Origin of the sequence: Kitasatospora sp. NPDC059648 (genome assembly GCF_042734825.1) — a bacterium.
GTDB lineage: Bacteria > Actinomycetota > Actinomycetes > Streptomycetales > Streptomycetaceae > Kitasatospora.
In genome coordinates this window covers 103,350-115,962 of record NZ_JBHWDU010000011.1, presented here as the reverse complement: position 1 = coordinate 115,962, position 12,613 = coordinate 103,350, and the positions used below count along the sequence as shown (strand labels likewise).

At 72.3% G+C, this 12,613-nt stretch carries 10 protein-coding genes; all 10 read left to right on the top strand.

What is annotated here, in order from left to right:
• The first annotated feature begins 84 nt into the window (after positions 1–84).
• The 10 genes from lysA to ACFV1W_RS09995 all read left to right on the top strand — a co-directional run bounded on the left by lysA (position 85) and on the right by ACFV1W_RS09995 (position 12,610).
• A complete protein-coding gene (gene lysA, locus ACFV1W_RS10040; protein ID WP_380414837.1) occupies positions 85–1,476 on the top strand; it encodes a diaminopimelate decarboxylase in 1,392 nt (463 codons plus the stop codon).
• A gap of 137 nt (positions 1,477–1,613) precedes the next feature.
• Positions 1,614–2,906, top strand: a complete 1,293-nt coding sequence (locus tag ACFV1W_RS10035) for a homoserine dehydrogenase (protein ID WP_380414835.1) — start codon at positions 1,614–1,616, stop codon at positions 2,904–2,906.
• Between the two features lie 10 nt (positions 2,907–2,916).
• Complete coding sequence (gene thrC, locus ACFV1W_RS10030; protein WP_380414833.1) at positions 2,917–4,014, top strand: threonine synthase; 1,098 nt, start codon at positions 2,917–2,919, stop codon at positions 4,012–4,014.
• 365 nt (positions 4,015–4,379) lie between these two features.
• Positions 4,380–5,318, top strand: a complete 939-nt coding sequence (thrB, locus tag ACFV1W_RS10025; RefSeq protein ID WP_380414831.1) for a homoserine kinase — start codon at positions 4,380–4,382, stop codon at positions 5,316–5,318.
• 579 nt (positions 5,319–5,897) lie between these two features.
• Positions 5,898–7,991: a transcription termination factor Rho gene (gene rho, locus ACFV1W_RS10020; protein ID WP_380414830.1), complete on the top strand. Its 2,094-nt coding sequence runs from the start codon at positions 5,898–5,900 to the stop codon at positions 7,989–7,991.
• A gap of 140 nt (positions 7,992–8,131) precedes the next feature.
• Positions 8,132–9,265 (top strand): LCP family protein, encoded by a 1,134-nt coding sequence (locus ACFV1W_RS10015; protein ID WP_380414828.1) that lies wholly within the window; start codon positions 8,132–8,134, stop codon positions 9,263–9,265.
• Between the two features lie 151 nt (positions 9,266–9,416).
• Positions 9,417–9,638, top strand: coding sequence for a 50S ribosomal protein L31 (gene rpmE / locus ACFV1W_RS10010; RefSeq protein WP_316526281.1), 222 nt, complete (start codon positions 9,417–9,419; stop codon positions 9,636–9,638).
• 146 nt (positions 9,639–9,784) lie between these two features.
• Complete coding sequence (prfA, locus tag ACFV1W_RS10005) at positions 9,785–10,861, top strand: peptide chain release factor 1 (RefSeq protein ID WP_380414826.1); 1,077 nt, start codon at positions 9,785–9,787, stop codon at positions 10,859–10,861.
• Between the two features lie 63 nt (positions 10,862–10,924).
• A complete protein-coding gene (gene prmC / locus ACFV1W_RS10000) occupies positions 10,925–11,791 on the top strand; it encodes a peptide chain release factor N(5)-glutamine methyltransferase (protein WP_380414825.1) in 867 nt (288 codons plus the stop codon).
• A gap of 171 nt (positions 11,792–11,962) precedes the next feature.
• Positions 11,963–12,610: an L-threonylcarbamoyladenylate synthase gene (locus tag ACFV1W_RS09995; protein ID WP_380414824.1), complete on the top strand. Its 648-nt coding sequence runs from the start codon at positions 11,963–11,965 to the stop codon at positions 12,608–12,610.
• Positions 12,611–12,613: the final 3 nt, after the last annotated feature.

Sequence of the window (12,613 nt, the reverse complement as noted above, 5' to 3'; positions counted from 1 at the left end):
CCAAAGCGCACAGCGGGGGGCGGCTGACGGTCAACGAGGACCGTCGCCGCCCCTCGCCATAGGTCTCGAAGGACTGGCACAACGATGAGTCGTTCCGCACATCCCGCAGGCCCCCGCCACGGCGACGTCCTGCCCGAGGGGCACTACCAGGCCCCGCCGGCCGACCTGAACGCGCTCGACCCCAAGGTCTGGTCGCGCACCGTCGCCCGCAACGCCGAGGGCGTGGCCACCGTCGGCGGGATCGACGTCAAGCGGCTGGCGGCCGAGTTCGGCACCCCGGCCTACGTGCTGGACGAGGACGACTTCCGCACCCGGGCCCGCGCCTGGCGGGACGCCTTCGGCACCGACGCGGACGTCTACTACGCCGGAAAGGCCTTCCTCTCCAAGGCGATCGTGCGCTGGCTGCACGAGGAGGGCCTCAACCTCGACGTGTGCAGCGCCGGCGAGCTCGCGGTGGCCCTGGCCGCCGGGATGCCGCCGGAGCGGATCGCGCTGCACGGCAACAACAAGTCGGACGACGAGCTGGAACACGCGGTGAAGACCGGGGTCGGGCACATCGTGGTCGACTCCTACGACGAGATCGAGCGGCTGGCCGCGATCGCCGCCCGCCAGGGCGTGCGCCAGCAGGTGCTGATCCGGGTCACCGTCGGCGTCGAGGCGCACACCCACGAGTTCATCGCCACGGCGCACGAGGACCAGAAGTTCGGCCTCTCGCTGAACGGCGGGGCGGCCGCCGAGGCGGTGCGCCGGGTGCTCGGCCACGACAGCCTGGAACTGCGGGGCATCCACTCGCACATCGGCTCGCAGATCTTCGACATGGCCGGCTTCGAGGTGGCCGCCCGCCGGGTGGTCGGCCTGCTGGCCGGGATCCGGGACGAGCACGGCGTCGAACTGCCCGAGATCGACCTCGGCGGCGGCCTCGGCATCGCCTACACCAGCGAGGACGACCCGCGCGAGCCCGCCGAGATCGCCGCCGCCCTGGCCGAGATCGTCCGCCGCGAGTGCGCCGCCGCGAACCTGGACGCCCCCCGGCTGAGCGTGGAGCCGGGCCGGGCGATCGTCGGCCCGACCGCGTTCACCCTGTATGAGGTCGGCACGGTCAAGCCGCTGGAGGGCCTGCGCACCTACGTCAGCGTGGACGGCGGGATGTCCGACAACATCCGCACCGCGCTGTACGACGCCGAGTACTCGGTGGCCCTGGTGTCCCGCACCAGCGACGCCGAGCCGATGCTCGTCCGGGTCGTCGGCAAGCACTGCGAGTCCGGCGACATCGTCGTCCGGGACGCCTTCCTGCCGTCCGACCTGGCCCCGGGCGACCTGATCGCGGTGCCCGCCACCGGCGCCTACTGCCGCTCGATGGCGAGCAACTACAACCACGCCCTCAAGCCCCCCGTGCTCGCTGTCAGGGACGGTGCGGCGCGGGTGATCGTCCGGCGCGAGACGGAGGAGGATCTCCTGCGCCTCGATATCGGATGACGAAATTCTCGTCTCAGATCATGGAACGACCGTAGATCCGTGCGGAAAGTCCCCGAGACTGGTACGGACCGAAGTTCCCGGCGGCACCGGAAAACCGCCGGAAATACCGAAGCACGAAGAATGCAGAGCGGAGTCGGATGATGCGTACGCGCCCGCTGAAGGTGGCGTTGCTGGGTTGTGGTGTGGTGGGCTCCGAGGTGGCGCGCATCATGACGACGACGGCCGACGACCTCGCCGCTCGCATCGGTGCCCCGGTAGAGCTCGCCGGGATCGCGGTCCGCCGGGCCGGCCGGGTGCGCCCCGGGGTGCCCGAGCACCTGATCACCACCGACGCCGAGGCCCTGGTCAACCGGGGCGGCATCGACGTCGTGGTCGAGGTGGTGGGCGGGATCGAGCCCTCCAAATCGCTGCTGCTGTCGGCCTTCAAGCAGGGTGCCTCGGTGGTCAGCGCCAACAAGGCGCTGCTCGCCCAGGACGGCACCGAGCTGCACGCGGCGGCCGCCGCGGCCGGAGTTGACCTGTACTACGAGGCCGCGGTGGCGGGCGCGATCCCGCTGCTCCGCCCGCTGCGCGAGTCCCTCGCGGGGGACAAGGTCAACCGGGTGCTGGGCATCGTCAACGGCACCACCAACTTCATCCTCGACAAGATGGACACCACCGGCGCCGGCTACTCGGAGGCGCTGGAGGAGGCCACCGCGCTCGGCTACGCCGAGGCCGACCCGACCGCGGACGTGGAGGGCTTCGACGCCGCCGCCAAGGCCGCGATCCTGGCCGGCATCGCCTTCCACACCAAGGTCACCGCGGCGGACGTCTACCGCGAGGGCATCACCGAGGTCACCGCCGCCGACATCGCCTCCGCGAAGGCGATGGGCTGCGTGGTGAAGCTGCTCGCGATCTGCGAGCGGGCCGCCGACGGCGGCTCCGTCACCGCGCGCGTCCACCCGGCGATGATCCCCCTGTCGCACCCGCTGGCCTCCGTCCGCGAGGCGTACAACGCGGTGTTCGTCGAGGCCGAGGCGGCCGGCCGGCTGATGTTCTACGGCCCGGGCGCGGGCGGCTCGCCGACCGCCTCCGCGGTGCTGGGCGACCTGGTCGCGGTCTGCCGCAACAAGCTGGCCGGGGCCACCGGTCCCGGTGACTCGCTGTACACGCAGCTGCCCGCCAAGCCGATGGACGAGGTCGTCACCCGCTACCACGTCAGCCTGGACGTGGACGACCGGGCGGGCGTGCTCGCCCAGGTCGCGTCCGTCTTCGCCGAGCACGGCGTCTCCATCGACACCGTGCGCCAGCAGGGCCGCGACGGCGACGCCTCGCTCGTCGTGGTCACCCACCGTGCCACCGACGCCGCGCTGTCGGCGACGGTCGACAAGCTCCGCGCGCTGGACAGTGTGCGGGACGTGGCCAGCATCATGCGGGTCGAAGGGGAATAAGGAACCAGCCATGAACGCCGTTGCCGAGAACGTCGTCCGAGGCGCGCACACCCACCAGTGGCGCGGCCTGATCGAGGAGTACCGGGACCGCCTGCCGGTCACCGCGGCCACCCCGGTGGTCACCCTGCTGGAGGGCGGCACGCCCCTGGTACCCGCCCAGGTGCTCTCCGAGCGCACCGGCTGCGAGGTCTACCTCAAGGTCGAGGGCGCCAACCCGACCGGCTCCTTCAAGGACCGCGGGATGACGATGGCCATCTCCAAGGCCAAGGAGGAGGGCGCGCAGGCCGTCATCTGCGCGTCCACCGGCAACACTTCGGCCTCCGCCGCCGCGTACGCGGTGCGGGCCGGGATGGTCTCCGCGGTGCTCGTGCCCCAGGGCAAGATCGCGCTGGGCAAGATGGGCCAGGCGCTGGTGCACGGCGCGAAGATCCTGCAGGTCGACGGCAACTTCGACGACTGCCTGACGCTGGCCCGCGAACTGTCCGAGAAGTACCCGGTCGCCCTGGTCAACTCGGTGAACCCGGTGCGGATCGAGGGCCAGAAGACCGCGGCGTTCGAGATCGTCGACATGCTCGGCGACGCCCCGGACATCCACGTCCTGCCGGTCGGCAACGCGGGCAACATCACCGCGTACTGGAAGGGGTACCGGGAGTACGCGACCGACGGGATGGCCTCGCACACCCCGCGGATGTGGGGCTTCCAGGCCTCCGGTTCGGCCCCGATCGTGGACGGCGCGCCCGTCCTCAAGCCGCAGACCATCGCCACCGCGATCCGGATCGGCAACCCGGCCTCCTGGGACTTCGCGCTCGCCGCGCGGGACGAGTCCGGCGGCCTCATCGACAAGGTGACTGATCGTCAGATCCTCGCCGCCTACCGGATGTTGGCCGCGCAGGAGGGCGTCTTCGTGGAGCCCGCCTCGGCCGCCTCGGTGGCCGGTCTGCTGGCCAAGGCGGAGGCCGGTCTGGTCGACCCGGGCCAGCGGATCGTCTGCACGGTGACCGGCAACGGCCTCAAGGACCCGGACTGGGCGGTGGCCGGCGCGCCGCAGCCGCAGGTCGTCCCGATCGACCCGGAGGCGGCGGCCCGGCGGCTCGGGCTGCTCGACTGACGACCGGCCTGACGCTTCGACGGGCCGGCCCTTTCGGGGGCCGGCCCGTCGAAGTTCTCCAGTGACTCTTCTGTGTCAATTCCGCTTCGCATTCCGCTCCCATTCCGTCCCTCCCTTTGACCGGGAGGGGTGCGCATTCCGGCCAGAACCGGCAACACACCAGATCGAAGGCCCACGGGGTGTACCACTGGGGAACCTCTCTTCGATACTCTGGGTTCGGCCGTGTGGCACATGCCCCGGGCCCGTCCTGCACGGGCCGCGCCGACGACTGTGACCGCCAGGCCCGAGGGGCCCGCGGCCCTTCCCCCACCCTCGCACCGACGACGCGCGACGCGCCGCCCGAATTCCCCAGGAGAGTCCACCGCATGGCCGGTCCCGCGTTCCGTGCCGCCGCCGTCCGGGTCAGGGTTCCCGCGACCAGCGCCAACCTCGGCCCGGGCTTCGACGCCTTCGGGCTCGCGCTGGGTCTGTACGACGACGTGGTCGTCCGGGTCTCCGACTCCGGGCTCGCCGTCGACATCGCCGGCGAGGGCGCCGAGACGCTGCCCCGGGACGAGCGCCACCTGCTGGTCCGCTCGATGCGGGCCGCGTTCGACCGGCTCGGCGGCCAGCCGCGCGGCCTCGAAGTGGTCTGCGCCAACCGGATACCGCACGGCCGCGGCCTCGGCTCCTCCTCGGCCGCCATCTGCGCCGGAATCGTGGCCGCCCGCGCGGTCACCATCGGCGGTCCGTCCGCGCTGGACGACGACGCGCTGCTGGCCCTCGCCTCCGAGCTGGAGGGCCACCCCGACAACGTCGCGGCCTGCCTGCGCGGCAACTTCACCATCGCCTGGACCGACGAGGAGTCGGCCAAGGCCGTCGCCCTGGAGCCGTCCGAGCAGGTCGTCCCGGTGGTGTTCGTGCCGGCCGGCGAGGTGCTCACCGAGACCGCCCGCGGCCTGCTGCCGAAGACCGTCCCGCTGGCCGACGCCGCCGTCAACGCGGGCCGTTCCGCGCTGCTGGTGGAGGCCCTCACCCGGCGGCCCGAACTGCTGCTCGCCGCCACCGAGGACCGGCTGCACCAGGACTACCGCGCCTCCGCGATGCCGGACAGCGCCGCACTGGTCGGCGCGCTGCGCGCGGAGGGCGTCCCCGCGGTCATCTCCGGGGCCGGCCCGACCGTGCTGGCGCTCACCGACGAGACGGGCGTCGACAAGGTGCTCGCCTTCGCCGGGCACCACGGCCACGGCGGCGACCAGGCGTTCGCCGCGCACCGGCTGGGCGTCGACCGGACCGGAGCCACCGTGCTCCCGCTGGACGTCTGAGCAGCTGGTTTGGCCCTGCGGCGAGCCGGGCCGTCCGGACACGATTGGCAGGCCCGAGGTCGGGGAATGTCTGAGGGGGTCGGTAGTGTTAATCTCATTGCTGCACCATGTGCCCTCCGGGGCTCGGTGCGCCGCGTCCCGATCCCAGCGCTCCACTGCCGTGGAGCCGCCGCGATGCCCGGGGCGACGATTCTCCGGGAGCCCACCGCAGCGCGTACGCAGCCTGCCTGCGCGACATGCGGCCGCATCCCGAAGCCGTGACGGCACCTGACTCCCACCCGCGGCCTCCCACCTAGAGGCCAGGACGGGCGGAGCGAAGGTCCGCCGTCACGCGACGGGGGCCCGGGATTCGCAGGCAGCGTTGGGGGCAACGCCCTCTGGGGAGGTCGACACACGACCGGCCCGCGCGCCACTCAGCACCACCGTGCTTCATGCACCGCACCTCGCAGCTCTCCCTCGACGGGCTCCCGCCATTCGAGGGACCACCGCCTCGGACCGACGCAGTCGAGCGTTGGTCAGGACAGCACAACCGGTCGCCGAGCCAGACAGGCCGACGTCCGCTCCAGGGAAGGACCCTTAGTGAGCGACTCCACCGATCTGATGGGCGCGCGCCCGGACGCCGAAGCGTCGGACGCGGCCGCCGCCCCCGCCGCCCCGCGCCGCCGCCGCAGTGCCGCCGCGGGCTTGGACGGCATGGTTCTCGCCGAGCTGCAGAAGCTCGCCGCGGACCTGGGCATCACCGGTACCGGGCGCATGCGCAAGAGCCAGCTGATCGAGACCATCAAGGAGAAGAGCGGCGGGGACCCGCTGCTCGCCGCCGGTGGCGCTCCGGCCGCCAAGCGCACCGCCGCCAAGGCGGAGGCCGAGGCCCCGGCCGAGAAGCCGGCCCGCCGCAGCAAGGCCGCCGCCGCCGCTGCCGCGGCCCCGGCCGCCGAGGCGCAGGCCCAGATCGAGATCCCGGTCCAGGCCGCCGCCGAGACCGCCGCGCCGGCCCGTGCCGAGCGCACCCGCCGCCGCGCCACCTCGGCCGCCGGCGCCCCCACCGCCCCGGCCGCCGAGGCCGCCGCCGAGCCCGCCACCGTCGCGGTGGCCGAGCCCAAGCAGGCCGAGCGCCCGGCCGAGACCCGCGGCTTCGAGGGTCGCGAGGAGGGTCGCGAGACCCGTCGTGACCGCCGCGAGCGTCGTGACCGCCGCGAGCCGGGCGAGCGCACCGAGCGCACCGAGCGCCAGGACGGTGCCGACGCGCAGGGCGGACAGGACAGCGAGTCGCGCGAGTCGCGCCGCGACCGCCGCAACCGCCGCGAGCGCGCCGACCGCCAGGGCGGCCAGCAGGGCCAGCAGCAGGGCCAGGGCGACGGCCAGCAGCGCCGCGAGGGCGGCCAGCAGGCCCAGCAGCCGCAGGCCCAGCAGGGCGGCTACGACGACGACGAGTTCGGCGAGGGCCGTCGGGGCCGTCGCGGCCGCTACCGCGACCGCCGGGGCCGTCGCGGCCGCGAGGGCTTCGAGACCGGCGCCGTCGAGCCGCAGATCGGCGAGGACGACGTCCTGATCCCGGTCGCGGGCATCCTCGACATCCTCGACAACTACGCGTTCGTGCGCACGTCCGGCTACCTGCCGGGCCAGAACGACGTCTACGTCTCGCTCGCCCAGGTCCGCAAGAACGGCCTGCGCAAGGGTGACGCCATCACCGGCGCGGTGCGCCAGCCGCGCGAGGGCGAGCGCCGCGAGAAGTTCAACGCCATGGTGCGGCTGGACTCCGTCAACGGCATGGACCCGGAGACCGGCCGCGGCCGCCCCGAGTTCAACAAGCTCACCCCGCTCTACCCGCAGGAGCGGCTGCGCCTGGAGACCGACCCGGGCGTGCTGACCACCCGGATCATCGACCTGGTGTCGCCGATCGGCAAGGGCCAGCGCGGTCTGATCGTGGCGCCGCCGAAGACCGGCAAGACCATGGTGCTGCAGGCGGTCGCCAACGCGATCACCCACAACAACCCCGAGTGCCACCTGATGGTCGTCCTGGTCGACGAGCGTCCGGAAGAGGTCACCGACATGCAGCGGTCGGTGAAGGGCGAGGTCATCTCCTCGACCTTCGACCGCCCGGCCGAGGACCACACCACCGTCGCGGAGCTGGCCATCGAGCGTGCCAAGCGCCTGGTGGAGCTGGGCCACGACGTGGTCATCCTGCTGGACTCGATCACCCGCCTGGGCCGCGCCTACAACCTGGCGGCGCCGGCCTCCGGCCGCATCCTGTCCGGTGGTGTCGACTCGACCGCGCTGTACCCGCCGAAGAAGTTCTTCGGTGCCGCGCGCAACATCGAGAACGGCGGCTCGCTGACCATCCTGGCCACCGCGCTGGTCGAGACCGGCTCGCGCATGGACGAGGTGATCTTCGAGGAGTTCAAGGGCACCGGCAACATGGAGCTCAAGCTCGACCGGAAGCTCTCGGACAAGCGCATCTTCCCGGCCGTCGACGTGGACGCCTCCAGCACCCGCAAGGAGGAGATCCTGCTCGGCAGCGAGGAGTTGGCCATCGTCTGGAAGCTGCGCCGGGTGCTGCACGCGCTCGACTCGCAGCAGGCGATCGAGCTGCTCCTGGACAAGATGAAGCAGACCAAGAGCAACGCCGAGTTCCTGATGCAGATCGCCAAGACCACCCCCGGCTCCGGCGACTGACCGTAGCCGGACGGCTTGTCGAGCACGGAACCCCGGATCGCGCGAGCGGTCCGGGGTTCCGCGCGTCCGGGGCCGGGTTGTTCCAGAGTTGGGACAATGTGGGGCTTTTCGATCTTCTTGTCCGATTTATTGTGGAGCGTATGGCCGAGCACAAGAGGGTCCCGAGTCGCCGCCGCAAGGTCCTGCGGGTGGCCGCCTGTGCGTTCGTCGCGCTCGTCGTCCTCGGCGGCGGCGCGGCCGGGTGGGCCTACCTGAAGCTCAACGGCAACATCAAGAGCATCGACATCGACTCCCGCCTCGGCGACGCCCGGCCCCCGGCCGCCACCGACGGCTCCTTCAACATCCTGGTGCTGGGCTCCGACTCCCGGGTCGGCGAGAACGGCGACCTGGCCGGCGGGGCCACCGGCGACTCCGCCCGTTCCGACACCGCGATGGTGGTGCACGTCGACCAGGCCCATTCCGGGGCCACGATCGTCTCGATCCCGCGCGACACCCTGGTCGACCGCCCGCAGTGCACCGACAGCGCCGGCAGGGCCGTCCCGGCGGCCAAGCGCGCCATGTACAACAGCGCCTTCGAGAGCGGCGGCGCGGCCTGCGCGGTGAAGGCCACCGAGCAGCTCACCGGGCTGCGGATGGACCACTACCTGCAGGTGGACTTCGCCGGCTTCGCCCGGGTCGTGGACGCGATAGGCGGGGCCACCGTGACCACCGCGGTGGCCATCCACGACAAGGACAGCGGGCTCGACCTGCCCGCCGGGCAGCACCACCTCGACGGGCAGCAGGCACTGGCCTTCGTGCGCACCCGGCACGGCGTCGGCGACGGCAGCGACCTCGGCCGGATCGAACTGCAGAAGCAGATGGTCAAGTCGCTGCTCCGGCAGGCCGGCGGGACCGGGCTGTTCTCCGACCCGGTCAAGCTGTGGTCGATCGGCGACACCATGACGAAGAGCATCACCACCGACTCCGCGCTCGGCTCGGTGAACTCCCTGGTGGGCCTGGTACAGGAGCTCAAGGGGATCGGGCCGGACCAGCTGACCACGGTCACCCTGCCGGTGGTGACGGCCCCCACCGACCCCAACCGGGTGGTCGAGCAGCAGCCGCAGGCCGGGACCGTCTGGGCGGCGCTCAGGGCCGACCAGCCGGTCCCGCCGGCGGTCCTGTCCGCCCAGCCGGAGAACCCCGCCCAGGCGGCCCCCACGGCGCCCGCCGCCCCCACCGCGCCCGCGGCGAGGCCCGCCCCGAGGCCCACCGCCAAGGCCTCCGCCGTCCGCTGACCCGCCCGCCGGGCGGAGCCCGGAATATCCCGGAACGGGACCCGGTTTGGGAAGATGCGGCCGGTCCTGGCAGACTGGTCCGTCGGTCCCGGTTCACGTGCGGCACTCCCAGCCGCCGACCCGGTGCCCTCCCGAAAACTAGGAGAACCCCTTGAAGCCCAACGTTCACCCGGAGTACGTGGTCACGAAGGTGACCTGCACCTGCGGCGCCGAGTTCACCACCCGCTCGACCGAGACCAGTGGCGAGATCCGCGCCGAGGTCTGCTCGCAGTGCCACCCCTTCTACACCGGCAAGCAGAAGATCCTCGACACGGGTGGCCGCGTGGCCCGCTTCGAGAAGCGCTTCGGCAAGCAGCACAGCGCGAAGGCCTAGCGCTCATTCGGCGCCGGTTCCCGGTGCCCCCGTACTCGTTGTCGGGGGCGCCGGGGACCGGCGCCGTTCGCGTCCCAGCGCGCGTTCCGCGGCTCCACCGTTCCGACCCCCCACACGTTCCGAATCCCCGGGAAGAAGGCCACCCCATGTTCGAGGCAGTCGAAGAGCTCCTCGTCGAGCACGCCGACCTCGAAACGAGGCTGGCCGACCCGTCCGTCCACGCCGACCAGGCCAACGCCCGCAAGCTGGCCAAGCGGTACGCCGAGCTGACCCCGATCACCCGGGTCTACCGGCAGTGGCGACAGGCCGGCGAGGACATCGAGGCCGCGCGCGAACTCGCCGCCGAGGACCCGGAGTTCATCTCCGAGGTGAAGGACTCCGAGGCGCGCCGCGACGAGCTGACCGAGGAACTGCGGCTGCTGCTGGTCCCGCGCGACCCGAGCGATGACAAGGACGTCATCCTGGAGATCAAGGCGGGCGAGGGCGGCGAGGAGTCCGCGCTGTTCGCCGGCGACCTGCTCCGGATGTACCTGCGCTACGCCGAGCGGGTCGGCTGGAAGACCGAGATCATCGACTCCAACGAGTCCGACCTCGGCGGCTACAAGGACGTCTCGGTGGCCGTGAAGACCAAGGGCAACACCGAGCCGGGCCAGGGCGTCTGGGCCCGGCTGAAGTACGAGGGCGGCGTGCACCGCGTGCAGCGCGTCCCCGCCACCGAGTCCCAGGGCCGCATCCACACCTCCGCGGCGGGCGTGCTGGTCACCCCCGAGGCGGAGGAGGTCGAGGTCGAGATCCTCGCCAACGACCTGCGCATCGACGTCTACCGCTCCTCCGGCCCCGGCGGCCAGTCGGTCAACACCACCGACTCCGCGGTCCGGATCACCCACCTGCCGACCGGTATCGTGGCGTCCTGCCAGAACGAGAAGAGCCAGCTGCAGAACAAGGAGCAGGCGATGCGCATCCTGCGCTCGCGGCTGCTGGCCGCCGCGCAGGAGGAGGCCGAGCGCGAGGCCTCGGACGCGCGTCGCAGCCAGGTCCGCACGGTGGACCGCTCCGAGCGCATCCGGACGTACAACTACCCGGAGAACCGCATCTCGGACCACCGCACGGGGTTCAAGGCGTACAACCTGGACCAGGTCCTGGACGGCGAGCTGAACGCCGTGATCCAGTCCTGCGTCGACAAGGACGCGGCGGCCAAGCTCGCCGCGGCCCAAGAGAACTGAGACCGGCGCGCCCCAGCCCGACGCAAGCCTGAAGCCGGAGCGCAGAAACAAGAGGTCGTACGGATGAACCTGCTGCTCGCCGAGGTGGCCCAGGCCACCCAGCGGTTGGCCGCGGCCGGCGTGCCGTCGCCGCGCTTCGACGCGGAGGAACTCGCCGCCTACGTCCACCACGTCAAGCGCAGCCAGCTGCACACGGTGAAGGACGCCGACTTCGACGCCCGCTACTGGGAGGCGGTCTCCCGCCGGGAGGCGCGCGAGCCGCTGCAGCACATCACCGGGCGGGCCTTCTTCCGCTACCTCGAACTGGAGGTCGGCCCCGGGGTGTTCGTGCCCCGGCCGGAGACCGAATCGGTCGTCGAGTGGGCGATAGACGCGGTGCGCGACATGGACGTCGCCGAGCCGCTGGTGGTCGACCTGTGCTCCGGCTCCGGCGCCATCGCGCTCGCCCTGGCCCAGGAGCTGCCGCGCTCCACCGTGCACGCCTTCGAACTCGACGAGGGGGCGCTGGAGTACACCCGGCGCAACATCGAGGCCAGCCCGGACCGCGCCAGGGTCACCCTGCACGCCGGGGACGCCACCAAGGCCTTCGAGGACGACCGCTCCTGGGACGGCCGCTTCGACCTGGTCATCTCCAACCCGCCGTACATCCCGCTCACCGAGTGGGAGTACGTCGCGCCCGAGGCCCGCGACCACGACCCGCAGATGTCCCTGTTCTCCGGCGAGGACGGCCTGGACACCATCCGCGGCATCGAGCGGGTCGCCGCCCGGCTGCTGCGCCCGGGCGGCGCGGTGGTCATCGAGCACGCCGACCAGCAGGGCGGCCAGGTGCCGTGGATCTTCAACGAGGAACGCGGCTGGACGGACACCGCCGACCACCGCGACCTGAACAACCGGCCGCGTTTCACGACCGCCCGAAGGGTCGGGTCGTGAACATTCGAGCGCCGTACGACCGCCCGAAGGGTCGGGTCGTGAACATTCGAGCGCCGTACGACCGCCCGAAGGGTCGGGTCGTGAACATGGAACGCGGCACGACGGCCCGCAGGCCCGCGCTGTGAGCACCGCCGTGAACGTCATGAGCCATCTCGGAAGGGGACCGCACCGATGAGCCGCCGCTACGACTGTGCCGACGCCGGGGACCGCGCCACCGGCCTGCGCGAGGCCGCCTCGGCCATCCGCCGCGGTGAAATCGTCGTGCTGCCCACCGACACCCTCTACGGCGTCGGCGCGGACGCCTTCTCCCCGGAGGCCGTCGGCGAGCTGCTGGCCGCCAAGGGCCGAGGCCGCAACATGCCCTCGCCCGTCCTGGTCGGCTCGCCGACCACCCTGCACGGCCTGGTCACCGACTTCTCCGAGCAGGCCTGGGAACTGGTGGACGCCTTCTGGCCCGGCGGCCTCACCCTGGTCGCCAGGCACCAGCCCTCACTGCGCTGGGACCTCGGTGAGACCCGCGGCACCGTCGCGGTCCGGATGCCGCTGCACCCGGTCGCCATCGAGCTGCTGAACGCCACCGGCCCGCTCGCCGTCTCCAGCGCCAACAAGACCGGCGGGCCGTCCCCGGCGACCTGCGACGAGGCGCAGGCCCAGCTCGGCGACGCGGTCTCGGTCTACCTGGACGGCGGGAAGGCCGACCACGCCACCGCCTCGTCGATCGTCGACGTCACCGGCAAGGTGCCGGTCCTGCTGCGGGCCGGCGCGATCAGCATCGAGCAGCTGAGGGAGGTCGTCCCCGACCTGGAGGCCGGAAGTTGACGC